Consider the following 25055-nt stretch of genomic DNA (forward strand, 5'->3'; position numbering starts at 1 on the left):
GTCAGCCGCCGGTCGTGCCCATGAGCAGCCGGGCGTCGTCGTCCACCCAGTCGAGCGACTTCGACACCGCCTTGCGCCACTGCCGGTAGCGGCGTTCGCGCTCGTCCACGGGCATCCGCGGCTCGAAGCGGACGTCCTCACGCCAGTGCGCTCGCAGCTCGTCGAGGTCGTTCCACACGCCGGTCGCGAGGCCGGCGGCGTACGCGGCGCCGAGCGCTGTCGTCTCCACGACCTTCGGGCGTACGACGGGGATGCCGAGGATGTCGGCCTGGAACTGCATCAGCAGGTCGTCGCGGGTCATTCCGCCGTCGACACGCAGCTCGTCGAGCGTGCGGCCGGTGTCGGCGACGACGGCGTCGATGACGTCGCGCGTCTGGAAAGCCGTCGACTCGAGCGCTGCACGCGCGATGTGCGCCTTGTTGACGTAGCGGGTGAGGCCGACGAGCGCGCCGCGTGCGTCCGGACGCCAGTAGGGCGCGAACAGTCCCGAGAACGCCGGCACGAAGTAGGCGCCGCCGTTGTCGTCGACGCTTGCGGCGAGCGTCTCGACGTCTTCGGAGCGCTGGATGATGCCGAGGTTGTCGCGCAGCCACTGCACGAGCGATCCGGTCACCGCGATCGAGCCCTCGAGCGCGTAGCGCGCCGGCTCATTCCCGATCCGGTACCCGACGGTGGTGATGAGACCGCTGCCGGAGCGCACGATCTCGGTGCCGGTGTTCACGAGGAGGAAGTTGCCGGTGCCGTAGGTGTTCTTCGACTCCCCCGCCTCGAAGGCCGCCTGGCCGAAGGTCGCCGCCTGCTGGTCGCCGAGGATCCCGGCGATCGGCACGCCGTCGAGCACCGACGGGAGCGAGGAGTGTCCCACCACCTCCGACGAGGAGCGGATCTCGGGCATCATCGCGCGCGGGATGCCCCACACCGCGAGCAGGTCGTCCGACCAGTCGAGGGTGCGCAGATCCATGAGCAGCGTGCGCGACGCGTTGGTGACGTCGGTGACGTGGATACCGCCGCGCGCGCCGCCCGTGAGGTTCCACACGACCCACGTGTCGGGGGTGCCGAACAGCAGCTCGCCCGCCTCGGCCGCAGCGCGCGCGCCGGCCACGTTGTCGAGGATCCACGCGACCTTCGAGGCCGAGAAGTACGTCGCCAGCGGAAGTCCGGTCGACTGGGCGAATCGGTCGGCCCCGCCCTCGCTGGCCAGCTCGTCGATGCGCGGCTGTGTGCGGGTGTCCTGCCACACGAGCGCGTTGTGCACGGGGCGCCCGGTGCGCTTCTCCCAGACGATCGCCGTCTCGCGCTGGTTCGTCACGCCGATCGCGGATACTTCGGACGCCGCGAGCCCGGCGCGAGAGAGACACGAGGCGATGACCCACTCGGTGTTGGTCCAGATCTCGACGGGGTCATGCTCGACACGGCCGGCCCGGGGGAAGATCTGCTCGTGCTCCCGCTGAGACACGGCGACCACGGCACCGGCGGCGTCGAACACGATGGCGCGCGTCGAGGTCGTGCCCTGGTCGATGGACAGCACGTGGTCGGACAACGAAAGTCTCCTTGCTCGGCGGACGACATCGCCCGCACGGGGTCGGCCGCGCGCCGAGCGCGCGTGCGGTCAGGCTATCGCGCGGCGGCGGGGATCCAGGACGGGTCCGCGGCGTGGATCCGGTCCAGCGCGCGCCCCACCTCGAGTGCGGTGCGTGCGGGGTCCCAGTCGAGCACGGGCGCGACCGCGTCGGCCGCGTCGGCGACCGCCTCCGGCGTCGCCTCGCCGATGAACGCGATGCTGGTGCGCCGCAGCAGGAGGTCGTCGAGATGCGTGACGTCCTCCGTGGCTGCGAGATGACGCAGCTCCCCCGAGCTGTAGCCAGGCAGGTGCTCGAGCAGCGCGTCGTCCGCGTCCTCCTCGATCGCATCGACGACGGCCGCGGCGACCGTGCCATAGCGGTCGAGCAGCGTCGCGACGCGAGCTGCCGGCACGGTTGCGGCGTGCGCCGAGATCCACTGCCGGCGCGCGCGCTCGGTCATGGGGTAGCCGCGGCCGCCGCCGATCGGCACTCCCCGGGTCGAGCTGCGGCGCGGCCGGGCCAGCAGCTGCAGGGCGCGGTCGGCGAGGTGCTCGGCCGAGGCGCGGAAGGTGGTCCATTTGCCGCCGATGAGGCTCAGGACCGTGGCATCCCCGCCGACCAGCGGTGCGGACTCGATCCGGTAGTCGCGCGAGACGAACCCCGGCGAGACGTCGTCATGGCCGGGGAGCGGCCGCACGCCGGCGAACCGGTAGACGATCTGAGACCGCTCGACCGGGATGTCCGGGAGCACCTGCCCGATGAGCTCGATGAAATAGTCGACCTCCGCCTCGGTGCACACGATCGGGTCGGCCATGTCGTGTTCGAGGTCGGTCGTGCCGACGAGGACGCGTCCCTTCAGCGGGTAGATGAGGACGATGCGCCCGTCCTCGTTCTCGAAGAACAGCTCCCGCCCGCCGGTCGCGGCGAGCAGCTCGGGGTGATCGAGGACTACGTGCGAGCCTTTGGTGCCGCCCATGTACCGGGTCGGGTCGCCGAGGGCGAGGTTGGTGAAGTCGGTCCACGGGCCACTGGCGTTCACGACGACGGATGCTGAGAACCGCGTCTCTTCGCCGGTCAAGGTGTCGCGCAGTACCACCCGCCCGCTGTCGACGCCGACGGCGGCGGCGTAGTTCGCGGCGCGGGCACGATCGCCGCCGGCGGCGCGGCCATCGCGCAGCACATCGATGGCGAGGCGCTCGGGGTCATGGAGGGATGCGTCCCAGTACGTCGCGGTGTACTTCACGTCGGGGTTCAGCCGCGGCAGCTGCGCGAGCGAGCGCTTGCGCCCGTGGAAGGTGTGCCGCGGCACCGTGCCCTTGCCCAATACGCCGCCGCCGCGCGAGAACGAGTCGTAGATGACGAGCCCGATCTTGATGAGCGCGGCCCCGCGCTCATGGTGCTTTCCGCCGCCGTGGCGGAGGAACCGCAGCGGGGCCGACAGCACCCCCGAGAACGTCGAGAAGATGGGGATGGTGGTCTGCAACGGCCTCACGAAGTGCGGGGCTGTGCGCAGCAGTGCGTTGCGCTCGGTAACGGCCTCGTGCACGAGACGGAACTCGCCGTTCTCGAGGTAGCGGATTCCGCCGTGGATCATGTGCGACGACGCCGCCGACGCGCCGCTCACGAAGTCGTCGCGCTCGACGAGAGCGACGTCCACCCCCTGCAGCGCGAGGTCGCGGAACGTCGCCAGACCGTTGATCCCGCCGCCGATGATGAGCACGTCGGCGTAGGGCCGCTCCGCGAGCGTCGTCCATCCTCGTTCCGCAGCCCGGGCCGTCATCGCATCCCCCATCGTCGTGCTGTCCGCATTCCCATCATGACATCGCTGGACGTCCTTGCAGGCGAGATGCACATACGTGCACGATGGAGCGATGGATCAGATCGGCGATGCCCGCACGATGCAGCGCGCGCTCACGGCGGCGCATCTGTACTACGTGCAGGATCGCACGATGGATGCGATCGCTCGTGAGCTCGGCACGTCGCGCTCGACGGTGTCACGGCTGCTCACCCACGCGCGCGCGACGGGGATCGTCGACATCCGCATCCGGTCTCCGTTCGCGGCTCCACAGCGCCTCGAGGAGCGGCTGGCCGAGCGCTTCGGCATCCTCGCCCAGGTGGTTCCCGCCCCTGACGACGCCACCGAGGTCGACCGGCTTCAGCGCGTCGCTGTCGCGGCCGCGCACGCGCTCGTCGACCTCGTCCAGGACGACATGACGGTGGGCGTCGCGTGGGGATCGACGACGGCAGCCGTGAGCCGTCACCTCGTCCCGAAATCGGTGCACGGAGCGACGTTCGTGCAGTTGAACGGCTCCGGCAACACCCACTCGACGGGCCTGCTCTACGCGAGTGAGATCCTCAGCCGATTCGCCGCCGCCTACGACGGCAGCGCGCAGCAGTTCCCCGTTCCGGCGTTCTTCGACGACCCCGCCACGAAGGACGCGATGTGGCGCGAGCGCAGCACGCGGCGCATCCTCGACATGCTGCACACCATGGATCTCGTGCTGTTCAGCACCGGCTCCGCCGGGTCGCGCGTGCCGAGCCACGTCTACAGCGGCGGCTACCTCGAGCCCGCCGAGCTCGATCAGCTCGCCGAGGAGGGCGTCGTCGGCGACGTGGCCACGGTGTTCTACCGCGCCGACGGCTCGAGCGACGGCATCGCCCTGAACGACCGCGCCACCGGACCCAGCCTCGACCTGCTGCGCGGCATCCCCCGGCGCGTCTGCATCGTGTCGGGGGTGTCGAAGCTGGCGAGTCTGAAGGGCGCGCTCGCGGCGCGCATCGCAACGGACCTGATCGTCGACGAGGCCACCGCGCGAGCACTCGTGGAGTGAGGTCCGGGCGACCCCGGTGCGCGCGCCGCTTCATGCGAAGACATGGAATGAATGGACGGATGCCGCGTTGACTACACTCGAGAGCAGCAACGTGCTCCGGGGTCGGTGTGAATCCGAACCGGCGGTGACAGTCCGCGAGCCAAGGCATCAGCATCCGTTCGGATGCCGCCACGGCCGATCCGGTGGAATTCCGGAACCGACGGTGATGCGACAGGTTTCTTCAGGGAGGCCGGTCGCTAGTCCGGATGGGAGGCAGCACCAAGGCGTCGCCATGCGCGCCCTCGCTTGCCAGTGCCCCGGGGCGTCGAGATCGACGAGACGAGGGGCCGGATGGCGAGCACAGCGGAACACGACGCGATGCGTCGGGCGCTGGCGATCGCACGCCGCGGCCCCCGCGGCGTGAACCCACAGGTCGGCGCCCTGCTCCTCTCCCCGAACGGCGAGGTCCTCGCCGAGGGCTGGCACCGTGGTGCCGGCACCGCGCACGCCGAGGTAGACGCGCTGTCGAGGCTCGGGCCGGGGGCCGCGCGCGGTGCGACCGCGATCGTGACCCTCGAGCCGTGCAACCACACCGGTCGCACCGGCCCCTGCTCCGAAGCGCTCATCGCCGCCGGCGTCACGCGCGTGGTCTACGCGATCGCGGATCCCGGCGACAACTCCTCCGGTGGCGGCACGCGGCTGCGCGCGGCCGGCGTCGACGTCGAGGCCGGCCTGCTCGCCGACGAGGCAACCGAGCTGCTCGACTCGTGGCTCACGGTCCAGCGCCTCGGCCGTCCGCACGTCACTGTCAAGTGGGCCCAGAGCCTCGACGGCCGGGCCGCCGCATCCGACGGCAGCAGCAAGTGGATCACCGGCGCGCAGGCCCGGGCCGATGTCCACCGTCGCCGCGCCGAGGCCGACGCCATCGTCGCCGGCACCGGCACGGTGCTCGCCGACGACCCGGCGCTGACCGCCCGCGCCGAGGACGGCTCGCTGCTGCCTCACCAGCCCGTTCCCGTCGTCGTCGGCGCCCGCACCGTGCCCGATGCGGCGGCCGTCCGTCACCATCCCCGCGACTTCCTCCAGTACGCGGGCGACGATGCCTCGGGCGGGCTCTCCGCCATGCTGGAGGATCTGCGCCACCGCGGCGTCCAGCGCGTGTTCGTCGAGGGCGGCCCTGCCGTCGCGGCGTCGTTCCTGCGCGAGCGCCTCGCCGACGAACTGCTCGTGTACGTCGCACCTGTGCTGCTCGGCGGCGACCGGCTCGCAGTGCAAGACATCGGGGTGACCACCATCGGCCAGGCGCGACGCCTGGCCGTGGCATCCGTCATCCCTCTCGGCGATGATCTCCTGTTCGTCGCCCAGCCCGCTTCGGAAGGAGACGCCTGATGTTCACCGGAATCATCGAGGAGATCGGCGAGGTCACCGCTGTCGAGCCGTCGGGAGACGGCGTGCGCGTGACGGTGCGCGGACCGAAGGCCGTGTCGGATGCCGCGCACGGCGACTCCATCTCCGTCAGCGGCGTGTGCCTCACCGTCGTCGAGCAGGGCCCCGACTGGTTCACCGCCGACGTCATGAAGCAGACGCTCGACATGTCCACGCTCGAGGGCGTCGCTGCCGGTCGCGCGGTCAACCTCGAGCGCGCGACGGCCGCGCACGGCCGCCTCGGCGGGCACATCGTGCAGGGCCACATCGACGGAACGGGCGAGGTGCTCGAGGTCCGCCCGGGCGTCGAGTGGCAGGTGCTGCGCATCTCCGTTCCCGGCGAGCTCGCCCCGCTCGTCGTCGACAAGGGCTCGATCGCCGTCGACGGGGTATCGCTCACCGTGAGCGGTGCGAGCGCCGCCGCCCCCGGCGACGGCTGGTTCGAGGTCTCGCTCATCCCGGAGACGCTCGCCGCCACGACGCTCGGTGCCCGCGTGCCGGGCGACCGCGTCAACCTCGAGACCGACATCCTGGCGCGCCACGTGCAGCGATTGCTCTCGTTCTCGTCCTCGGCACCGGCCGCACCCGCCCTCCGCGAGGCCGCATCCACGGCACCCGCCGGAGCGAACCCCGAACTCCCCGCGGACGCGTCCGCATCCACGGAAGGAGGCTCGAAATGAGCCTTGCCACCATCCCCGAGGCCCTGGAGGCACTGCGCGCCGGCCGGCCCGTCATCGTCGCAGACGATGAGAACCGCGAGAACGAGGGTGACGTCATCCTCTCGGCTCAGCTCGCCACCCCCGAGTGGGTCGCGTGGACGGTCCGCTGGACGAGCGGCTTCCTGTGCGCACCGATGCCCGCCGACTGGGCCGACCGCCTCGACCTGCCTCCCATGGTCGAGAACAACGAGGATGCCCGCGGCACCGCGTACACGGTGAGCGTGGATGCCGCCGACCGCGTCTCGACGGGAATCAGCGCCTCCGACCGCGCCCACACGCTCAACGTGCTGGCGAATCCGGAGTCGACGCCCACCAGCGTGATCCGTCCCGGCCACATCCTGCCGCTGCGCGCGGTGGACGGCGGCGTGCGCGAGCGCGCCGGCCACACCGAGGCGGCCGTCGAGCTCATGAAGCTCGCCGATCTCGCACCGGTGGGCGTCATCGGCGAGGTCGTCGCCGATGACGGCAGCATGATGCGCCTGCCCGGGCTGCAGGAGCTGGGCGGCGAGTACGACATCCCCGTCATCACGATCGAGCAGCTCACCGGCTACCTCGACGAGCACGTGCCTTGCGACCCTGCGGTCCGGGGGGCGCACAAGCGGCGCGTGAGCCTGCGCGCCGAGGCGCACGTGCCGACCTCGCACGGCGAGTTCCGGTTCCTCGCCTACAAGGACCGCGTCACCGGCACCGATCACATCGCGGTCGTGTCGGGCGAGCTCTCCGACGCACCGCTCGTGCGCGTGCACTCCGAGTGCCTGACGGGCGAGGCGTTCGGCTCGCTCAAGTGCGAATGCGGCCCGCAGCTCGAGGCCGCGCTGGACGCGATCGAGCAGGACGGCGGCGTGGTCATCTACATGCGTGGCCACGAGGGCCGCGGGATCGGCCTCATCAACAAGCTGCGCGCCTACTCGCTGCAGGAGCGCGGCCTCGACACCGTCGACGCGAACCTGGCGCTGGGCCTGCCCGCGGACGCGCGCGACTACGCGGCGGCCGCCGGCATCCTCGCGGACCTGGGCATCGAGAAGGTGCGCCTGCTGACCAACAACACCGACAAGGTGAAGCAGCTGCGCGAGCTGGGCCTCGACATCGTCGAGCAGGTGCCGCTGCTGGTCGGCGTCGGCCCGAACAACCACCAGTACCTCGAGACGAAGCGCGACCGCATGGGGCACCTCATCGCGGAAGAAGACCTGGCCGAAGCGCTGGCCCAAATGCACGAAGGAGCAGAACGATGAGCGGCAAGGGCGCGCCCGAGGCGACCGCACCCGTCGACGGCACGGGACTGGACGTGGTCGTCGTCGCGGGCACCTGGCACCAGGCGATCACCGACGGTCTCATCGCCGGTGCCGCGCGCGCCGCAGATGCCGCCGGAGCCTCGCACCGCCTCGTCCGCGTGCCCGGTTCGTTCGAGCTTCCCGTGGTGGCGAAGGCGGCGCTGGAGGCCGGAGCCGACGCAGTCGTGGCGCTGGGCGTCATCATCCGCGGGGGCACGCCGCACTTCGAGTTCGTCTCGAACGCGGCGACCGACGGCCTGACCCGCGTCGCACTCGACACCGGCAAGCCTGTCGGTTTCGGCGTGCTGACGCTCGACGACGAGGCGCAGGGCATCGCCCGCGCGGGCCTCGAGGGCTCGGTCGAAGACAAGGGCTTCGAGGCGGCGGACGCGGCCATCCGCACCGCGGTGGTGCTGCGCGACCTGCGCCCCTGACCCGGGGATCGCGGCCTGGCGCCGAGGGAACCTTCAGCTAGACTGATGGCATGGAAATCCTCCGCCACATCGTCGTGCTCGTCCACCTCGTGGGCTTCGCCATCCTCTTCGGCGCCTGGGTCGTCGAAGCGGTGAACGGAAAGCACCAGGTCACGCGCCTCATGAACTGGGGCCTCGCGATCGCCGGTCTCGCCGGCCTCATCCTCGCCGCCCCGTGGGGCATCGAGTACGAGCTGAACTACGTGAAGATCGGCGTGAAGCTCGTCATCCTCGTCATCATCGGCGCCCTCCTCGGCATCGGCGCCGGCCGTCAGCGCAAGACCGGCTCGGTGCCCGGCGCCATCTTCTGGTCGATCGGCGTGCTGACCTTCGCGAACGCCGCCATCGCGGTGCTCTGGCGCTGACCGACGGACACGTGAGACGGATGCTGCGGCCCTGGGCCGCAGCATCCGTTCTCCGTCTCCGGATCCGGGACGCAATCCCGGGACTAGGCTGAATCTTCGTGTCGGGCGACAACGCTCGACCCACGGTGACCCAGTGCAGTGCCGCCCGGCGCGTGACCCTGCGCCTTGCGGCCGCCCACCGCCGCATCCCATCCGGATGCCCCGCTCCGCGCATGCCCAGGTGAATATGTCCTCCCCCAGCACGACTGCCGCGACCACCGCGGTACCCGCAAACCCCCGCTCCCGCGTCATCCTCGCGAGCCTCGTCGGCACGACGATCGAGTTCTACGACTTCTACGTCTACGCGACCGCCGCCGTCCTCGTCTTCCCCATCCTCTTCTTCCCGACCGGCAACGACACCACATCGCTGCTGCTGTCGTTCAGCGTCTTCGGCGCCGCGATGATCGCCCGCCCCCTCGGCGCGATCGTGTTCGGCCACTTCGGCGACCGGTTCGGCCGCAAGGCGACCCTGGTCGCGTCTCTCCTCACGATGGGTGTCGCGACCTTCCTCATCGGGTGCCTCCCGACCTTCAACGAGATCGGCGTCTGGGCGGCCGTGCTGCTGCTCGTGCTGCGCCTCGCGCAGGGCTTCGCCCTCGGTGGTGAGTGGTCGGGCGCGGCGCTCGTGGCGACCGAGAACGCGCCGAAGGGCAAGCGCGCCTGGTACGGCACGTTCCCGCAGCTCGGCGCCCCGCTCGGCTTCATCATCGCCAACTCGGTCTTCCTGGCGATCAACTACCTGCTCCCCCACCCCGACGGTGCAGGCCAGCGCTCCGCCGAATTCCTCGCGTGGGGGTGGCGCGTGCCGTTCCTGTTCTCGGCCGTCATGGTGATCATAGGCCTGTGGGTGCGCCTGCGCCTCGTCGAGTCCGAGACGTTCGTCAAGGCCGAGGAGAAGGGCGCGATCCGCAAGTTCCCGCTCGGCACCGTCATCCGCCACCACTGGTGGCACCTGATCCTCGGCACGTTCATCATGCTGGCGACCTACGTGCTGTTCTATCTGATGACGAACTTCACGCTGTCGTACGGCACGAAGGCCGCTGACCTCGAGGTCGCGTCCGCGGCGGCGCAGAAGGCGGCAGAGGCCGCGGGCGCCACGTTCGACCCGGCAGCGTTCGCCGCGCAGTTCTACCCGGGCCTCGGGTTCGGCTACACCGACTTCGTGCTGATGCAGATCATCGGCGTCGTGTTCTTCGGCATCTTCACGCTGCTGTCGGGCCCGATCGCCGACGCGATCGGCCGCCGCCGCCTGCTGCTGTGGGTGACGGGCCTCATCATCGTGTTCGGCCTCACGTTCAACCTGTTCCTGTCGCCGCAGCTCGACCCGAAGTTCACCGGTGCGCTGACGCAGGCGTTCCTCATCTTCGGGTTCATGCTGATGGGCTCGACGTTCGGCCCGATGGGCGCCGTGCTGCCGGAGCTCTTCCCGACGAACGTCCGCTACTCCGGCTCGGCCATCTCGTACAACGTGTCGTCGATCCTCGGCGCCGCGCTGGCCCCCATCGTCGCGGTGGCGCTGTGGGCCGGCGCCGACGGAAGCCCCTGGCTCGTCGGCGTCTACCTCTCGGCGATGGGCGTGCTGACCTTCATCGCCCTGCTCCTCTCGCCCGAGACGAAGGACGTCGACTACGACGCCGACCTGGGCGTCGGAGCCACCGGCTCGCTCTGACCCGGCTCGCGCAGAACGACGGATGCCTCGACCCGGCCGGTCGAGGCATCCGTCGTCTTCGCGCAGACCACCCCTTCTGACGGGGACCGCCCGCCATGGTGCGACGACCGCGGATTCGGCGAGAAGGGGTGATCTGGGCGACAGACATCTTCAGGCGCTGCGGAGCGGTGGGTCAGGACGGGTCGGCACTGTCGCGCAATGCGCGATCACGGGCGAGCTGAGCCTCTCGCCGGGCGGCGCCACGCTGCCGCAGGGTGTCACGGTCCGCCGCGCGCTCCGACTCTTCGCGCTCCCGCTGCGTACCCCCGAAGTGCGCCGACGCGAGGAGCATCGCCGTCAGGACGAGCGCGAGCGCGCGGGCGATCCAGAGCAGCGTCTCGGACTCGACCGTGTACCCGAACGGGATTCCGAGCAGCGCGAACAGGACCGGCAGAGCACCCGCGCGACCGGGCGGCAGGTCATCGAGCGCGAAGGCGCCGACGAACACGAACGTGGTGAGCAGCGCGCCGGCGGTTCCCCAGAACAGCAGCCAGCCGCCGCCGGGCTTGCCGGTCAGAAGACGCAGGACGCCGCGCCCGAGCGCCTCGAGCGGCAAGAGGAAGAGGAACAGCGACAGGAAGCCCAGGAGCGCCGCGAGGTAGGCGAACACGAGGAACCACAGCACATCGACGAAGGGCGGCCAGTTCGCGCCGGTGCCATCGGAGAGCAGCCCGGGGGTGATGACCGCCGTCATCGCTGCGGGGAGGTACCAGATCAGCCTCGTCCGGGCGTCGCGCCCATCGCCGGTTCGAGCCCACCAGATGCGGATGTACACGGCGACGAGCACCATCAGGACCCCGAAGGCGCCCACGATCTCACCCAGGCTGTCATCCCACGGCATGCTGCCGAACCCGATCGAGACGACGAGGGCCGACGCGATGCCGATCGCGCAGAGGACGAGTTCGACGACCAGCACGGGATCAGTCGAGGAACAGCGCGCGGAGACGCTTCGTGGTGAAGACCAGACCGATCGCGATCATCACGACGTAGTAGAGGACGTGCCACCACATCTCGGGGGTGAGGATGCCGGTGGTGAGTCCGCGGACGAGCTCGACGCCGTGCCAGAGCGGGAAGGCCATGATGATGTGCTGGATCCACTCGGGGTAGATCGTGATCGGGTAGAGCGTCGCCGAGAACAGGAACATCGGCAGCAGCACGAAGTTGATCCAGTCCATCTGCTGGAAGGTCTTCATGTAGCTCGTGACCGCCATGCCGAGGCTCGCGAACCCGAAGGCGATGAGCAGGACCGCCGGAAGCGCCAGGATCGCGGTCCACGCCAGGTTGAGGCCGAGGATCTGCATGATGATCATGAAGCCGGTCGCGTACAGCAGGCCGCGCAGCAGCGCGTAGAGGATCTCGCCCAGGGCGACATCGAGCGGGCCCAGCGACGTCGCGAGCATGCCCTCGTAGAGCTTGCCGTAGTTGAGCTTGAAGAAGACGTTCCACGTCGAGTCGTAGATCGCGCCGTTCATCGCCGAGACGGCGAGGAGCGCCGGGGCGATGAAGGCCGCGTACGGCACCTCGACGCCGCTCGACGTCTGCACGTCGCCGATGAGTGCGCCGAGGCCGATGCCCATCGAGGCGAGATAGAACACAGGCTCGAAGAAGCCCGACAGCACGACGGCCCAGCTCGACGAGCGCGCGGCGATGAGGCCGCGCTGCACGACCGACTGCGGGTTGCCCGCCCACAGCGCGCGCACCCCGCCGGCGCGGATCGCGCTGGTCTCGGTTCCGGTCGCGACGGTCATGCGCCGAGCCTTGTCTGGAAGATGCGGCGGCCGATCAGGTACCCGCCGATCGAGAGCAGGAGCAGGTAGCCGACGTGCACGACGATCGCGAACGGATCCATCGGAAGGCTGTAGGTGGCGACGCGGCCGAGCTCGGTCGCGTGCCACAGCGGCGACACCCAGCCGATCCACTGCAGCCACAGCGGCAGCGTGTCGAGCGGGTAGAAGGTGCCCGAGAACAGGAACATCGGCATGAAGATGAAGCGCTGAACGAGGGCGACCTGCCCCTTGTCGTCGGTGATCGACGCAGCGTAGGCCATGTACGGGATGCCGAAGGCGAGGCCGGCGAGCAGGCCGATCGGAATGGTGAGCCATCCCGTCTGCGGGTCGGGAACCGCCTGGAACAGCCACAGGAACAGGCAGTACGCGACCGTGACGACCATGATCCGCGCCGACGCGCCGGCGATGACGCCACCGGCGATCTGCCCCGGCGACAGCCCGGTCGCGCTGAACCCGAAGAAGTACCGCCGCCACTTGAACCCCGCCATGACCGGGTACGAGAACTCCTCCGACGCGACGGAGATCGCGGCCGTCATCAGCAGCGCCGGCGCCACGAACACGAGGTACGAGACCTCGACGCCGTTCTGCGTGATCGGGGCGTCGATGAGGGCGGCGAGACCGACGGCGAGCCCCAGGAGATAGAGGATCGGCTGGCCGAGCGCCCCGACGATGATGGTCCAGCCGTACGCGCGCATCGCGCGCAGCATGTGCTCGGTGACGTACCAGGTGCCCAGGGCGCGGGGCTTGCGGCCCCAGCGCATCGCCTCTTCGCGCAGCTCGTCGAGCGTCGGCTGCACGCGTGTCGGGGCGCCTTCGGAGGGGAGGCTCATTCGATCAGCGACCTTCCGGTGAGCCGGAGGAAGACGTCCTCGAGGCTCGAGCGGCGCACGAGCGAGGTCAGCGGCGTGAGTCCACGATGCGTCACGGTCTCGAGTGCTGCTTCGCCGTCGCTCGCGTAGACGAGGATGCGGTCGGGCAGCACCTCGACACGGTCGCCGATGCCCTCGAGCTGCGGGGCGACCTGCTCGTTGCGGTCCGAGCCGAAGCGCACCTCGAGCACCTCTCGGCTGGAGTGCTCGCGGATGAGCGAGGCCGGCGTGCCCTCGGCCATGATGCGGCCCTTGTCGACGACGATGAGCCGATCGCAGAGCTGCTCGGCCTCGTCCATGTAGTGCGTGGTGAGCACGAGCGTCGTGCCACGCTCCTTGAGACGGAACAGGCGGTCCCACAGCACATGGCGGGCCTGCGGGTCGAGGCCGGTGGTCGGCTCGTCGAGCAGCAGGATGCGGGGATCGTTGATGAGTCCGCGCGCGATCGTGAGCCGCCGCTTCATGCCGCCCGAGAGCTGCTCGACCTTGCTCTTCGCCTTGTCTTCGAGCTGGGCGAACGCGAGCAGCTCGTCGGCCTTCTGGTGGCACACCTTGCCGGGCAGGCCGAAGTAGCGGCCGTAGATATAGAGGTTCTCGCGCGCGTTGAGCTCGCCGTCGAGGTTGTCCTGCTGGGGCACGACGCCCAGCCGCGACCGGATCTCGGGGCCATAGCGATCGGGGTCGAGCCCGAGGATCTCGAGCTGACCCGACGTACGCGTGGAGACCGCGCCCACCATCTTCATCGTCGTGGACTTGCCCGCACCGTTCGGGCCCAGCAGGCCGAACGACTCTCCTGGCGCCACCTCGAACGACAGGCCGTCGACGGCGAGGAAATCCGGCTTCCCTTTGACTTTGTAGGCCTTGACGAGGTTCTCGGCGGTGATCACGGGGGCGGGCACCGGACTACCCTAACGCCCTGCTCCGACACCGCCCAGTGGCCAGGACGAACGCGCATCCGTCAACGTGAGTTGACACCCCTCCGGCCGTCAACTACGGTTGACACGGATGCCGCGGCCCGCGGCATCCGTCTCCAGAACGAGAGGCTGCGCGATGAGCGGCGACGAACTGACCACCCTCATCGGGGCGGCAGGCGGTCGCGAGCCGATCGCGGAGCTGCACCGCCTCGCCGAGGTGCGCCGCGAGCTCGCACGCGCCGAGGAGATCCAGGTGCGCAGGGCCCGCAACCTGGGCTTCTCATGGCAGGCGATCGCGAGCGCCCTGGGCGTGAGCAGACAGGCCGTCCACAAGAAGTACGGTCGAAGGTAAGCCCCCTTCACGAACGAGGTACACCCATGCCCTCCGCCGATCTCGACGATGCCCCCGCCGCTTCCCGCGCGGCGCCCCCGGTCTCCCGCGCCCGCCGCGGGCGGCGCGGCAAGGCGGAGGAGGGGCCGCGCGCGACCTTCTCGCAGCTGCTCCCCTACCTGTTCGAGCACAAGCGCACGCTCGCCGTCGTGGTGGTGCTCAGCATCCTCAGCGCGGGCGCGTCGCTCATCCAGCCGCTGCTCGTCGGCCAGGTCATCAAGCGCGTGCAGGCAGAGCTCGACCTCGGCCTGCTCGTCTGGGCGCTCGTCGGGTTCGTCGTGCTGGCCTCGCTCATCTCGGGATGGCAGCACTACCTGCTGCAGCGCACCGGCACCGCCGTGGTGTACTCGAGCCGGCGCCGGCTGATCGCACGCATCCTGCACCTGCCCATCAGCGAGTTCGACGCGCGCCGCACCGGCGACCTCGTCTCGCGCGTCGGCAGCGACACGACCCTCCTGTACGCGGCCCTCACCCAAGGTCTCGCGGACTCCGTCGGCAACGCCCTGCTGTTCGCAGGCGCACTCGTCGCGATGGCCATCATCGACCCGCTCCTGCTCGCGATCATCGTGCTCGTCATCGGCATCTCGGTGCTGGGCGTCGTCGCCCTCAGCGGTCGCATCCGCACCGCGTCGACCGAGCAGCAGGAGAAAGTAGGCGCCCTCGCTTCGGGCGTCGAGCGCGCCGTCGGCTCCATCCGCACCGTCCGGGCCTCCGGGGCGACAGCCCGCGAGGTCGCCTCCGTGACCGCGCAGGCGACGGAGGCATACACCGTCGGCGTGCGCATCGCGAAGGTCTCGGCACTCGTGGTGCCGATCGCCGGCATCGCGCTGCAGGTGTCACTGCTGGTGGTCATCGGACTGGGCGGCTTCCGCGTCGCGACGGGCGCGCTGTCGATCGCGAGCCTCGTGACCTTCATCATGTTCCTCTTCATGCTGATCGCCCCGCTCGGCTCGTTCTTCGGTGCGATCACGTCGGTGAACCAGGCGCTCGGCGCCCTCGGCCGCATTCAGGAGGTGCTCGACCTGCCGGCCGAGTCGCAGGACGACGCCGCCATCGCCGCGCGCGCCGTGAAAGCATCGACGCCGGCGGCGCGCGAGCCCGCCGCGATCGAGTTCCGCGACGTCCGGTTCCGCTACCCCGAGAACGTCGTGGCCGCGCGGCGCAAGGCAGAGTCCGAAGCGCTGGCCGTGCTCGAGAGCGCGCACGTCGACACGTCGACGATCGTGCTCGGCGACGGGGCGGGCGAGACAGGCCCCGACGGAGCGGCGGATGCCCCAGCATCCGTCTCCGCCGATCCCGAGGTGCTGCGGGGCGTGTCGTTCTCCGTCCCGCGCGGGGCGCGGGTCGCGCTGGTCGGCCCGTCGGGCGCGGGCAAGAGCACCACCCTCGCCCTCATCGAGCGCTTCTACGACCCGACCGACGGGACGATCCTGCTCGACGGCACGGACGTGAGAGCGCTCGACCGCGATGACCTGCGCGCGCAGCTCGGGTACGTCGAACAGGACGCCCCGACCCTGGCCGGAACCATCGGCGACAACCTGCGGCTGGCCTCGCCCGAGGCATCCGATGAGGAGTGCGAGGCTGTGCTCCGCGCGGTCAACCTCGGTGAGGTGCTCGACCGCAACCCGCTCGGCGTCGACGCGCCGGTCGGCGAGTCGGGCGTGATGCTCTCGGGCGGCGAGCGTCAGCGTCTCGCGATCGCGCGGGCGCTGCTGGCCGCTCCCCCGATCCTGCTGCTCGACGAGTCGACGTCGTCGCTCGACGGGCTGAACGAGCAGCGCATGCGCGAGGCGATCGACGCGGTCGCGGCCGGGCGCACGCTCCTCGTGATCGCGCACCGCCTGTCGACCGTCGTCGACAGCGACCACATCGTGGTCATGGAGCACGGCCGGGTCGTCGGCCAGGGCACGCACTCCGAGCTCGTACAGACCACGCCGCTGTATCGCGATCTCGCGAAGCACCAGCTGCTCGTCTGAGCGGGCGGGGCGACAGGCCCCGCATCGCGGACCGCGTCGGAGATTCAGGAGAAATACCGCCGCGGGGCGGCCTAAGGCTGCGCTGGGACGCATCCTTCCTGAGTTCTCAACGGCCAGCGGCCCCACCGCGAACAGGCGCCCGGCCCCTCTGCCAAGAAGAGGGCCGGGCGCCGGTCGGTGCGACGGTCACGTCGCGCGGAAGCGGATGCCGCGACCCCTGCACAGGCGGGGCCGGGGCATCCGGTCTGGCTCAGGCGCGCTGCAGGCGGTACCGGAGCGCGGCGAGCTCGGCCCAGAGGGGGGCGGGCACGCGACCGTCGAAGGTGCGGTAGAACTCCTCGGTGAGGTCGGCCTCGCGCAGCCACGACTGCGGGTCGATGGCGAACAGCTCGTCGAGGTCGGTCTGCGACACCTCGATGCCGTCGAGGTCGAGGTCCTCGGCGTTCGGCAGGCGGCCGATCGGGCTCTCGATGGCGCCGACCTCGCCCTCGATGCGGCGGATGATCCAGTCGATGACGCGCGAGTTGTCGCCGAAGCCCGGCCACAGGAACCGGCCGTCCGTGCCCTTGCGGAACCAGTTGACCTGGAACACGCGCGGGGCGCGGTCGAAGCGCAGCTGCTGGCCGACCTTCAGCCAGTGGCCGAAGTAGTCGGCCATGTTGTATCCGCAGAACGGCAGCATCGCGAACGGGTCGCGGCGCAGTTCGCCGACCGTGCCCTCTGCCGCGGCGGTGCGCTCACTCGACACGTTCGAGCCCATGAAGACACCGTGCGTCCAGTCGGTGGCCTCGACCACGAGCGGGACGTTGGTGGCGCGGCGGCCGCCGAACAGGATCGCGTCCAGCGGCACGCCCTGCGGCGCGTCCCAGTCATCGGCGATCTGCGGGCACTGGGCCGCGGCGACGGTGAAGCGCGAGTTCGGGTGGGCGGCGGGACGACCGGATGCCGGGGTCCAGGGGTTGCCCTCCCAGTCGGTGAGCTGCGCCGGCGGCTCGTCGGTGAGGCCCTCCCACCACACGTCGCCGTCCGGGCGCAGCGCCACGTTCGTGAAGATCGTGTTGCCCCACAGCGTCTCGACCGCGGTGACGTTGGTCGACTCGCCCGTTCCCGGTGCGACGCCGAAGAAGCCGGCCTCGGGGTTGATGGCCCACAGTCGCCCGTCCTCGCCGGGACGCAGCCACGCGATGTCGTCGCCCAGGGTCTCGACGCGCCAGCCCGGGATCGTGGGGCGGAGCATGGCGAGGTTCGTCTTGCCGCACGCCGACGGGAACGCCGCCGCGAGGTGGTATGCCCGGCCGGCCGGGTCGATGACGCGGATGAGGAGCATGTGCTCGGCGAGCCAGCCCTCGTCGCGACCGATGACCGAGGCGATGCGCAGCGCGAAGCACTTCTTCGCGAGGATCGCGTTGCCGCCGTAGCCGGAGCCGTACGACCACACCTCGAGCGTGTCGGGGAAGTGCACGATGTACTTCTCGTCGTTGCACGGCCACGCCACGTCGGCCTGGCCCGGCTGCAGCGGGGCGCCGACCGAGTGCACGGTCTTGACCCATGGCGCGCCGCCGGCGATCTGCCGCAGCACCTCGGTGCCGACCCGGGTCATGATGCCGATCGACGTGACGGCGTAGGCGCTGTCGGTGATCTGGACGCCGATGTGCGACAGCGGGCCGCCGACCGGCCCCATCGAGAACGGCACGACGTACATCGTGCGGCCCTTCATCGACCCCTCGAACAGCGGCGTGATGGTGGCGCGGATCTCATCGGGCGCGACCCAGTTGTTGGTGGGGCCGGCGTCCTCCTCGCGCTCGGACGCGATGAACGTGCGCGCCTCGGTGCGCGCAACGTCGCTCGGGTGCGAACGGGCCAGGTACGAACCCGGACGCCACTCCGGATTGAGCTTGATGAGCTTGCCCTCGTCGACCATCTCGCGAAGCAGCGCGTCGTTCTCGGCACGCGACCCATCGACCCAATGCACCCGCGCCGGCTGCGTCAACGCGGCGATCTCGTCGACCCATGCGCGCAGCGCGGCCATGCCCTCGCCCTGAACGGTCGGCGCCTCGCCATACGTCCGGGTGAGGGTGGGACGGGCAGATGTGGAGCCTTCGGTTCGGGTGAAGATGTCGGCAAGGGCCATGGTGTCGCTCCTCGTTGATGCAGATTCGTGCTCTTCCTCTACTTTCGGGTGTAACAGAGAGCTCTTCCCACGAAATCTTGTGTCAAGAGTTGCAATTCTTTCGCTAGCATCAAGGAATGCCCCCCACGTCACTCGAACTGTCGACCCTGGGCCACCGCATCCGTCATCAGCGTCTCGCCCACGGCTACACGCTCGACGAGCTCGGAGCGCTGGTCGGGGTCGCCGGAAGCCAGCTCAGCCTCATCGAGAACGGCAAGCGCGAGCCGAAGCTGTCGCTTCTCCAGGCGATCGCCTCGACGACCGGCGTCGAGGTCGGCGACCTCCTCTCGGCCGAGCCTCCCAACCGCCGGGCGGCGCTCGAGATCGAGCTGGAGCGCGCGCAGTCGGGTTCGGTCTTCCGCCAGCTCGGCGTCGCGCCGATCAAGGTGACGAAAGGCATGTCCGACGACACGATCGAATCGATCCTGGGTCTGCACCGCGAGCTGCAGCGACGCGAGCGCGAGGCGATCGCGACGCCCGAGGAGGCGCGCCGCGCCAACACCGAGCTCCGGCTCATGATGCGCGAGCGCGACAACTACCTCCCCGACATCGAGAAGCTCGCCGAGAAGCAGCTCAAGGCGGCGGGTCACGTGTCGGGCGCCCTCACGCACCGCACCGTGAGCATCATGGCCGAGAAGCTCGGGTTCGAGCTGATCTATGTGAACGACCTCCCCCACTCGACGCGGTCGGTGACCGACCTCGAGCACGGCCGCATCTACCTGCCGCCGGCGTCCATCCCCGGCGGGCACGGCCTGCGGTCGATGGCGCTGCAGGCGATGGCGCATCGTCTTCTCGGCCACAAGCGCCCGACCGACTACGCGGACTTCCTGCAGCAGCGGCTCGAGATCAACTACTACGCCGCCTGCTGCCTCATGCCCGAGACGGCATCGGTGTCGTTCCTCCAGCAGGCGAAGAAGGACCGCAATCTCGCCGTAGAGGACTTCCGCGACGCGTTCGGCGTGACGCACGAAGCGGCCGGCATGCGACTCACCAACCTCGCGACGCACCACCTCGGCATCAAGCTGCACTTCCTGCGCGTCGACGGCTCGGGTGCGATCTCGCGCGTCTACGAGAACGACGATCTGCCGCTTCCGATGGATGTCACGGGCGCCGTCGACGGCCAGATCGCGTGCCGCAAGTTCTCGGCCCGCGCCGCCTTCTCGGAGCAGAACCGCACCACCGAGCACTACCAGTACACCGACACGCCCGCCGGCACATACTGGTGCTCGACGCAGACCGGCACCACCGCGGAGGGCGAGTTCTCGATCACGGTCGGCGTTCCCTTCGACGACGCACGGTGGTTCCGCGGCCGCGAGACGCAGAAGCGCGCGACCTCGACGTGCCCCGACGAATCGTGCTGCCGTCGCGTCGCCTCCGACGTCTCGGACCGCTGGTCGGGCAAGGCCTGGCCGAGCGCGCGCGTGCACATGCAGATGTTCTCGCCGCTCCCCCGCGGCGCGTTCCCAGGGGTCGACGACAACGAGGTCTACGACTTTCTCGACCGTCACGCCTGAGGATGGCAGGACGGACGGATGCCGCGGGCCGAGGCATCCGTCGCCTTTATGCCGTGATGAAGTCGCGGTAGCGGTCGAGCGCGGCCGCGACCTCCTCATCCGTCGCGGCGCCGGGCGTGAACAGCTCGGGCACCGGGGATTCCGCGTGGCGGCCGACCGCCAGGGAATGCGTCCACACGCCGACGGCTTCGCCGCGCGCGACGAGGATCGGCCGCACGATGCCGTTCATGCTCGGTCCGATGGCGCGCAGGAATTCCGGCGCACACGGCACGGTGCGGTCGACGTACGACAGGTAGTACTCCTCGAACGGCGGCAGCGCGACGACCTCCGGGGCCGCGGCGCTGCGGCGCGGCGCGGGCCCCGCGACGACGTACTGCGGCTCGGGTTCGTCGGCGACGACACGGACGCGATCGGATGCCGCCTCCGCCGCCGCGCGCGATATCCCGAGCGGAAGCCCGGTCCACCACGCGAAGTCCCGCGCGCCGGCGGGCCCGTGCGAGGCGATGTAGCGGACGAAGAACTCCGCCATCGGATCCGCCGGGGTCGCAGCATCCGTGATCCACTCGTCGGCCAGCACGAAGAACTGCTCGCGCGTCGGCCCCTTCTCCCGCGGCACGACCGGCCCCTGGCACAGCACGACCCGAAGAGACAGCGCGACGAGCAGGTGGTAGCCGCGCTGGCGCAGGGTCGAGACGCCGCCCTGCTCCCAGACCTCGAACAGCTCTTTGCGGGTGAGACGGTTGCCACCGCCGAGCGCGGCGCGGGCGAGACGCTCGGCACGATCGGCCTCGTCGGCGTCGATCCCCTCGTTGCGGTGCACGGCCGCCGCCTGGCGGCGCTGGCGCTCGGCGGTGAGCGACAGCACCCACGCCATGTCGGCGGTGGGGATCGTGTGAATGGTCCCTCGCATCGTCCACGTGCGGACGATCTCGCCGCGGCCGTAGGCGGCGTCGACGTCGCGCACCGTCGTTCGGCCCCGCACGCGCGTCGCGAGCGCCCAGCGCCCGCCCCAGAACTCCTGGCTCTGCGTCGCGAGCATGTGTCGTGCCGCGTCGGCGACGGTCGCCGCGGGCGCGCTCAGGCGATGCGACCGGAGCCGCTCGTTCCGGAGGGTCGAGGCATCCACCCGCCCATCATGGCCCAGGCCGCGGACGCGCGGTGTCCGCGACGCACTCCCGGCACCCGAGCCGGGTGCCTATGCTGACGACATGACGGTGCCCGCCGCGGATGCGCGAATCTGCCCCACGTGCGGGGACGCGCTTAATTTCGAGATCCTCGACGACGAGCGGTTCCTCGTCGCCTGGTCGTGCGTGAACTGCGGCCTGATCCGCACCACCGAGCCGGTATAGCAGTCCATGGGTGAGTCGACGAGCGGATCGGGCTGGATCTCTCCGGCTGCATTTCACCGTGCGCCCGGCGTCTCGGACTGGCGTGTCACCGCCACCAGCCCACAGGCGGTCTTCGCCGCGACCTCGCTCGCCCACGCCGCGGAGCTCCTCAGCCCGATCCTCACGGCCGCCGAGCAGCTCGACATCCTGCCCGACATCGATGTGCGCCCTGAGGCGGTCATCGTGCGCATCCCGTACCGCGGCCCTGAGGGCATCCCGGCAGCCGCGGTGGAGTTCGCGGCCGCCGTGTCCCAGGCGGCCGCCGAGTGCCGCCTGCTGCCGGATCCATCGCGCGCGCAGTCCATCGGCATCTACGTCGCCGAGCATTCCCAGGCCGACGTGCGCCCGTTCTTCATCGCCGCACTCGGCTATGAGGCCTTCGGCGACACGGATGCTGCGGACCCGCTGCGGTGCGGACCGCAACTGGCTTTCAACCCGCTCACGGGAGATTCGCCGTCCAGGGGCCGCACCCACTTCGACGTCTTCGTGCCGGCCGACCAGGCCCAGGCGCGGGTGGACGCCGCACTCGCCGCGGGCGGGAGACTCGCCGATGATTCGCACGCTCCCGCGTGGTGGTCCCTCGCCTCGCCCGACAACCACGGCGTGGACATCGCGTCCTGGACGGACACCTACGACTGATCGCCGGCGGGGCGACTTCAGCGCTCATGTGGCAGAGTGCTGGCGTGCCGTCACCCCAGTCGCTCAGTGAAGAAGACCGTCGGCGGGTGGCGGCGTGGGCCGCGGACTGCGCCGAACGCGTGCTCGCGGTGTTCGAAGCCGAGGTGCCGGCGGACGAGCGCGCCCGCGACGCCATCGACCGTGCCCGCGCCTTCGCGCGGGGCGAGCTCGCGGCGGCGGGTGAGATCCGGCGCCGTTTCGTCGCCGGCCGGGCCGCACACGCGGCGGCCTCCCCCGCTGGTGTCGCCGCCGCGCGCGCCGCCGCGCAGGCTGCGGGTGTCGCACACATGGGGGCACACGCTCTGGGCGCTGCCGCCTACGCCGCGCGAGCCGCGAGGCTGGCGCCATCGGGCAGCGATGACGCCGCCGAGGACGAGCTCGCGTGGCAGCTGCAACGCATCACCCCCGATGTCGCGTCCGCGCTCAGGCTGCTGCCGCGACTCGGCGACGACTCCGCCGGCCCGCTCGGTCCCGGCCTGCTGGCCCGGGGCGACCTCGGTGAGCACATCCGCCGGATCCAGGCGGCGCTGCTCGGCACCGTCGCCTGACCGTGTCGACAGCGGGCCCACTCGGGGTCAGGCACGTGCCGGCGGGACCGTCTTTCGCATCACGGTCTTGTTCTTCCCGATGCGGCGCTCGAACGTGAACCCGGCCTTCTCGAACATCGCCCTCGTCCCGTTGTGGAGGAATGACGACGACGTCTTCTTGCCGGCGGGCAGGGTCCTACGTCCTACCTGCGACCCGACCTCGCCGCGGTGATGATCCGCGCCAGCGCCCAGCCGGCGGCGGACACGAGCGGCACGCTCACGATGATCATCGCCACCGGGTTCGGCTGGAATCTCGGGCCATCCGGGCCGCTCACGTACGCACCGATAGGCAGCACGTAGCCGCCACCGCCTCCGCCGCTGCCTTCGCCCTCACCCTCGGGCAGCGCTCCCCGCTGCGGCCACTTGCCCGACCCACCGCCGCCACCGAACCCGAAGACAACGAGCGCCGCCGGGGTCATCTGCCGCCCGCCGACGTCGACGGTCTCGCCGAACGCCAGCTTCGCGCCCCACGACGGCGCGGAGCTCGTCAGACTCTCGATCGGTGACTCCATCAGCGACTCCTCCGGTTGCGCCCGCCACCCCCAACTTAGAGAGCGCGACAGACCACCACCAGAGGGGGCGCGGCGTTACTCAGGCGCGTACTTGAACGAGAGCTGGATCCGCGAACGGAACAGCAGAGTCCCGTCGTCGCTGACGACGACGTCTTGCTTCGTCACCTCGGCGATGCGCAGATCGTGCAGCGATCCCGCCGCGGTGCTGATGGCTTCTCGGGCGGCCTCCTCCCAGGACGAGGCACTCGTGCCGATGACGTCGATCACTCGGTAAACGCTCATCTTGACCCCTCATCGCTTCATCGTCGATGCCGACAGGTCCATAGTGACCGCGCTCCCGCGCGGATGGAAGGGGTGCCCCTGCGACGGGCGAGCGTCAGAACGGGTTGGGCGTCAGCGTGTACTTGGTCTGCAGGTACTCGTGGATGCCTTCCGCGCCGCCCTCGCGGCCGAGGCCCGACATCTTCCAGCCGCCGAACGGCGCGGCCGCGTTGGAGACGACACCCATGTTGAGGCCCATCATGCCGGTCTCGAGGCGCTCGATCATGCGCTGGCCGCGCGCGAGGTTCTCGGTGAAGACGTACGAGACGAGCCCGTACTCGGTGTCGTTGGCGAGACGGACGGCCTCGTCCTCGTCGTCGAAGGGGACGATCGCGAGCACCGGTCCGAAGATCTCCTCGCGGAGGATCTCCGACCCCGCCTGCACGTCGGTCACGACAGTGGGCTCGTAGAACGTGCCGGGACCCTCGACCTCGTTGCCGCCGGTGGCCACCTTCGCGCCGCGCGACACCGCGTCCTGCACCAGCTGTGCCGCCTTCGCGACCGCGCGGTCGTCGATGAGCGGGCCGATCACGACGCCTTCTTCGGTGCCGCGACCGATCTTGAACCCGCTGACGCGCTCGGTCACCCGCTTCGCGAACTCGTCGGCGACGGAGCGGTGGACGATGAAGCGGTTGGCCGCTGTGCAGGCCTGGCCGATGTTGCGGAACTTCGCCGCGATCGCGCCGTCCACCGCCTTGTCGAGGTCGGCGTCGTCGAACACCACGAACGGCGCGTTGCCGCCGAGCTCCATCGACGTGCGCAGCACGCCCTGCGAGGCCTGCTCGAGCAGACGCTGGCCGACCTGGGTGGATCCGGTGAACGACAGCTTGCGCAGGCGAGGGTCGCGGATGATGGGCTCCGACACGGCGCCCGACGTCGAGGTCGTGAACACGTTGACCACACCGGCCGGGAGGCCCGCGTCTTCGAGGAGCTTCGCGAAGGCGAGCGTGGTGAGCGGAGTCAGCTCGGCCGGCTTGATGACCACGGTGCAGCCGGCGGCGAGCGCGGGCGCGATCTTGCGGGTCGCCATCGCGAGCGGGAAGTTCCACGGGGTGATGAGGAAGCACGGGCCGACCGGGTGCTGCGACACGATCATGCGGCCTGTGCCCTCGGGGTTCGCGCCGTAGCGGCCCTGGATGCGGGCGGTCTCCTCGCTGAACCAGCGGATGAATTCTCCCCCGTACGCGACCTCTCCGCGCGCCTCCGCGAGCGGCTTGCCCATCTCGATCGTCATCAGCAGGGCGAAGTCCTCCTTGCGCTCCTGCAGCAGATCGAACGCGCGGCGCAGGATCTCGGCCCGCTCCCGGGCCGGCGTCGCCGCCCACGCGGGGAACGCCTCGACGGCGGCGTCCAGGGCGGCGGTGCCGTCCTCGGGCGAGGCGTTCGCGATCTCCTTGACGACGTCGCCGGTCGACGGGTCGTAGACCTTCAGCGTCTTGCCGCCGGACGCCGCGCGCCACTGTCCGCCGATGAACAGTCCGTCGGGGACGGACGCCAGCAGCTCGGACTCACGGGTTTCGGTGATCGTCGTCGTCACGAGGACTCCCTTGTCGGTTCCGGACGCCGCGGGTCGCGG

General features: G+C 70.4%; 24 protein-coding genes. 13 read left to right on the forward strand and 11 right to left on the reverse strand.

Annotated elements, in window-relative coordinates; genetic code table 11:
• Position 1: 1 nt before the first annotated feature.
• On the reverse strand, positions 2 to 1540 hold the full coding sequence (gene glpK, locus MRBLWH7_RS08435; protein WP_342001116.1) for a glycerol kinase GlpK: 1539 nt from the start codon (positions 1538 to 1540) through the stop codon (positions 2 to 4).
• Positions 1541 to 1614: 74 nt separating this feature from the next.
• Complete coding sequence (locus MRBLWH7_RS08440) at positions 1615 to 3342, reverse strand: glycerol-3-phosphate dehydrogenase/oxidase (protein ID WP_342001120.1); 1728 nt, start codon at positions 3340 to 3342, stop codon at positions 1615 to 1617.
• Positions 3343 to 3433: 91 nt separating this feature from the next.
• On the opposite strand from MRBLWH7_RS08440, the gene MRBLWH7_RS08445 reads away from it, so the two are divergent.
• From MRBLWH7_RS08445 to MRBLWH7_RS08475, 7 genes are all read left to right on the forward strand, one after another.
• Positions 3434 to 4393 (forward strand): sugar-binding domain-containing protein, encoded by a 960-nt coding sequence (locus tag MRBLWH7_RS08445; protein ID WP_342001123.1) that lies wholly within the window; start codon positions 3434 to 3436, stop codon positions 4391 to 4393.
• 330 nt (positions 4394 to 4723) lie between these two features.
• Entirely contained in the window at positions 4724 to 5761 is a 1038-nt protein-coding gene (ribD, locus tag MRBLWH7_RS08450; protein ID WP_342001126.1) for a bifunctional diaminohydroxyphosphoribosylaminopyrimidine deaminase/5-amino-6-(5-phosphoribosylamino)uracil reductase RibD, read from the forward strand.
• Positions 5761 to 6477, forward strand: a complete 717-nt coding sequence (locus MRBLWH7_RS08455) for a riboflavin synthase (protein ID WP_342001129.1) — start codon at positions 5761 to 5763, stop codon at positions 6475 to 6477. Before ribD ends, MRBLWH7_RS08455 begins: the two co-directional genes overlap by 1 nt.
• A complete protein-coding gene (gene ribA, locus MRBLWH7_RS08460) occupies positions 6474 to 7748 on the forward strand; it encodes a GTP cyclohydrolase II (RefSeq protein WP_342001132.1) in 1275 nt (424 codons plus the stop codon). The genes MRBLWH7_RS08455 and ribA overlap by 4 nt, the downstream gene beginning before the upstream one ends.
• Complete coding sequence (gene ribH, locus MRBLWH7_RS08465; protein WP_342001135.1) at positions 7745 to 8221, forward strand: 6,7-dimethyl-8-ribityllumazine synthase; 477 nt, start codon at positions 7745 to 7747, stop codon at positions 8219 to 8221. The genes ribA and ribH overlap by 4 nt, the downstream gene beginning before the upstream one ends.
• Positions 8222 to 8271: 50 nt before the next feature.
• The gene (locus tag MRBLWH7_RS08470) at positions 8272 to 8625 is read left to right on the forward strand and encodes a Fe-S protein (RefSeq protein ID WP_342001138.1); all 354 of its coding nucleotides are present in this window, start codon (positions 8272 to 8274) and stop codon (positions 8623 to 8625) included.
• A gap of 226 nt (positions 8626 to 8851) precedes the next feature.
• Positions 8852 to 10333, forward strand: coding sequence for an MFS transporter (locus tag MRBLWH7_RS08475; RefSeq protein WP_342001141.1), 1482 nt, complete (start codon positions 8852 to 8854; stop codon positions 10331 to 10333).
• 172 nt (positions 10334 to 10505) lie between these two features.
• On the opposite strand, the gene MRBLWH7_RS08480 is transcribed toward MRBLWH7_RS08475, so the two are convergent.
• The 4 genes from MRBLWH7_RS08480 to MRBLWH7_RS08495 are packed head-to-tail and all read right to left on the reverse strand — an operon-like array spanning position 10506 to position 13927.
• Entirely contained in the window at positions 10506 to 11288 is a 783-nt protein-coding gene (locus MRBLWH7_RS08480) for a hypothetical protein (protein ID WP_342001142.1), read from the reverse strand.
• Between the two features lie 4 nt (positions 11289 to 11292).
• Positions 11293 to 12120, reverse strand: coding sequence for an ABC transporter permease (locus MRBLWH7_RS08485; protein ID WP_342001143.1), 828 nt, complete (start codon positions 12118 to 12120; stop codon positions 11293 to 11295).
• Positions 12117 to 12989 carry an ABC transporter permease gene (locus MRBLWH7_RS08490; RefSeq protein WP_342001145.1) on the reverse strand — a complete coding sequence of 291 codons (873 nt, stop codon included), beginning with the start codon at positions 12987 to 12989 and terminating at the stop codon, positions 12117 to 12119. Before MRBLWH7_RS08490 ends, MRBLWH7_RS08485 begins: the two co-directional genes overlap by 4 nt.
• Positions 12986 to 13927, reverse strand: a complete 942-nt coding sequence (locus MRBLWH7_RS08495) for an ABC transporter ATP-binding protein (protein WP_342001146.1) — start codon at positions 13925 to 13927, stop codon at positions 12986 to 12988. The genes MRBLWH7_RS08490 and MRBLWH7_RS08495 overlap by 4 nt, the downstream gene beginning before the upstream one ends.
• A 151-nt stretch (positions 13928 to 14078) precedes the next feature.
• On the opposite strand from MRBLWH7_RS08495, the gene MRBLWH7_RS08500 reads away from it, so the two are divergent.
• On the forward strand, positions 14079 to 14294 hold the full coding sequence (locus MRBLWH7_RS08500) for an AsnC family protein (protein WP_342001147.1): 216 nt from the start codon (positions 14079 to 14081) through the stop codon (positions 14292 to 14294).
• 26 nt (positions 14295 to 14320) lie between these two features.
• Entirely contained in the window at positions 14321 to 16309 is a 1989-nt protein-coding gene (locus MRBLWH7_RS08505) for an ABC transporter ATP-binding protein (protein ID WP_342001149.1), read from the forward strand.
• Between the two features lie 250 nt (positions 16310 to 16559).
• Here MRBLWH7_RS08505 and MRBLWH7_RS08510 read toward each other — a convergent pair whose 3' ends face one another.
• Positions 16560 to 18440, reverse strand: coding sequence for a phosphoenolpyruvate carboxykinase (GTP) (locus MRBLWH7_RS08510; RefSeq protein WP_342001151.1), 1881 nt, complete (start codon positions 18438 to 18440; stop codon positions 16560 to 16562).
• Between the two features lie 116 nt (positions 18441 to 18556).
• On the opposite strand from MRBLWH7_RS08510, the gene MRBLWH7_RS08515 reads away from it, so the two are divergent.
• Entirely contained in the window at positions 18557 to 19993 is a 1437-nt protein-coding gene (locus tag MRBLWH7_RS08515; RefSeq protein ID WP_342001153.1) for a helix-turn-helix domain-containing protein, read from the forward strand.
• Positions 19994 to 20039: 46 nt separating this feature from the next.
• On the opposite strand, the gene MRBLWH7_RS08520 is transcribed toward MRBLWH7_RS08515, so the two are convergent.
• Positions 20040 to 21119 (reverse strand): winged helix DNA-binding domain-containing protein, encoded by a 1080-nt coding sequence (locus MRBLWH7_RS08520; protein ID WP_342001154.1) that lies wholly within the window; start codon positions 21117 to 21119, stop codon positions 20040 to 20042.
• Between the two features lie 82 nt (positions 21120 to 21201).
• Between MRBLWH7_RS08520 and MRBLWH7_RS08525 the strand changes: the two genes are divergently transcribed.
• Genes MRBLWH7_RS08525 through MRBLWH7_RS08535 form a run of 3 tightly spaced genes read left to right on the forward strand, consistent with a single transcriptional unit; the run spans position 21202 to position 22607 of the window.
• Positions 21202 to 21342, forward strand: a complete 141-nt coding sequence (locus tag MRBLWH7_RS08525; protein WP_342001155.1) for a hypothetical protein — start codon at positions 21202 to 21204, stop codon at positions 21340 to 21342.
• A 6-nt stretch (positions 21343 to 21348) separates the two neighbouring features.
• Positions 21349 to 22020: a VOC family protein gene (locus MRBLWH7_RS08530; protein WP_342001157.1), complete on the forward strand. Its 672-nt coding sequence runs from the start codon at positions 21349 to 21351 to the stop codon at positions 22018 to 22020.
• 44 nt (positions 22021 to 22064) lie between these two features.
• On the forward strand, positions 22065 to 22607 hold the full coding sequence (locus MRBLWH7_RS08535) for a putative immunity protein (protein ID WP_342001159.1): 543 nt from the start codon (positions 22065 to 22067) through the stop codon (positions 22605 to 22607).
• Between the two features lie 182 nt (positions 22608 to 22789).
• Here MRBLWH7_RS08535 and MRBLWH7_RS08540 read toward each other — a convergent pair whose 3' ends face one another.
• The 3 genes from MRBLWH7_RS08540 to MRBLWH7_RS08550 form a co-directional block, all read right to left on the reverse strand.
• Positions 22790 to 23158 carry a hypothetical protein gene (locus MRBLWH7_RS08540; RefSeq protein ID WP_342001161.1) on the reverse strand — a complete coding sequence of 123 codons (369 nt, stop codon included), beginning with the start codon at positions 23156 to 23158 and terminating at the stop codon, positions 22790 to 22792.
• Between the two features lie 75 nt (positions 23159 to 23233).
• Complete coding sequence (locus MRBLWH7_RS08545; RefSeq protein ID WP_342001163.1) at positions 23234 to 23440, reverse strand: dodecin family protein; 207 nt, start codon at positions 23438 to 23440, stop codon at positions 23234 to 23236.
• A 94-nt stretch (positions 23441 to 23534) separates the two neighbouring features.
• Entirely contained in the window at positions 23535 to 25004 is a 1470-nt protein-coding gene (locus MRBLWH7_RS08550; RefSeq protein WP_342001977.1) for an NAD-dependent succinate-semialdehyde dehydrogenase, read from the reverse strand.
• Between the last annotated feature and the right edge of the window lie 51 nt (positions 25005 to 25055).

The organism is Microbacterium sp. LWH7-1.2, assembly GCF_038397755.1.
Taxonomy (GTDB): domain Bacteria; phylum Actinomycetota; class Actinomycetes; order Actinomycetales; family Microbacteriaceae; genus Microbacterium.

Coding starts and splice junctions, on each gene's coding strand:
- MRBLWH7_RS08540 (WP_342001161.1), bottom strand. CDS start 23,158: ATGGAGTCACCGATCGAGAGTCTGACGAGCTCCGCGCCGTCGTGGGGC.
- ribA (WP_342001132.1), top strand. CDS start 6,474: ATGAGCCTTGCCACCATCCCCGAGGCCCTGGAGGCACTGCGCGCCGGC.
- ribD (WP_342001126.1), top strand. CDS start 4,724: ATGGCGAGCACAGCGGAACACGACGCGATGCGTCGGGCGCTGGCGATC.
- MRBLWH7_RS08475 (WP_342001141.1), top strand. CDS start 8,852: ATGTCCTCCCCCAGCACGACTGCCGCGACCACCGCGGTACCCGCAAAC.
- MRBLWH7_RS08525 (WP_342001155.1), top strand. CDS start 21,202: ATGACGGTGCCCGCCGCGGATGCGCGAATCTGCCCCACGTGCGGGGAC.
- MRBLWH7_RS08490 (WP_342001145.1), bottom strand. CDS start 12,989: ATGAGCCTCCCCTCCGAAGGCGCCCCGACACGCGTGCAGCCGACGCTC.
- MRBLWH7_RS08500 (WP_342001147.1), top strand. CDS start 14,079: ATGAGCGGCGACGAACTGACCACCCTCATCGGGGCGGCAGGCGGTCGC.
- MRBLWH7_RS08455 (WP_342001129.1), top strand. CDS start 5,761: ATGTTCACCGGAATCATCGAGGAGATCGGCGAGGTCACCGCTGTCGAG.
- MRBLWH7_RS08530 (WP_342001157.1), top strand. CDS start 21,349: ATGGGTGAGTCGACGAGCGGATCGGGCTGGATCTCTCCGGCTGCATTT.
- MRBLWH7_RS08485 (WP_342001143.1), bottom strand. CDS start 12,120: ATGACCGTCGCGACCGGAACCGAGACCAGCGCGATCCGCGCCGGCGGG.
- MRBLWH7_RS08470 (WP_342001138.1), top strand. CDS start 8,272: ATGGAAATCCTCCGCCACATCGTCGTGCTCGTCCACCTCGTGGGCTTC.
- MRBLWH7_RS08440 (WP_342001120.1), bottom strand. CDS start 3,342: ATGACGGCCCGGGCTGCGGAACGAGGATGGACGACGCTCGCGGAGCGG.
- MRBLWH7_RS08505 (WP_342001149.1), top strand. CDS start 14,321: ATGCCCTCCGCCGATCTCGACGATGCCCCCGCCGCTTCCCGCGCGGCG.
- MRBLWH7_RS08545 (WP_342001163.1), bottom strand. CDS start 23,440: ATGAGCGTTTACCGAGTGATCGACGTCATCGGCACGAGTGCCTCGTCC.
- MRBLWH7_RS08515 (WP_342001153.1), top strand. CDS start 18,557: ATGCCCCCCACGTCACTCGAACTGTCGACCCTGGGCCACCGCATCCGT.
- MRBLWH7_RS08445 (WP_342001123.1), top strand. CDS start 3,434: ATGGATCAGATCGGCGATGCCCGCACGATGCAGCGCGCGCTCACGGCG.
- MRBLWH7_RS08510 (WP_342001151.1), bottom strand. CDS start 18,440: ATGGCCCTTGCCGACATCTTCACCCGAACCGAAGGCTCCACATCTGCC.
- ribH (WP_342001135.1), top strand. CDS start 7,745: ATGAGCGGCAAGGGCGCGCCCGAGGCGACCGCACCCGTCGACGGCACG.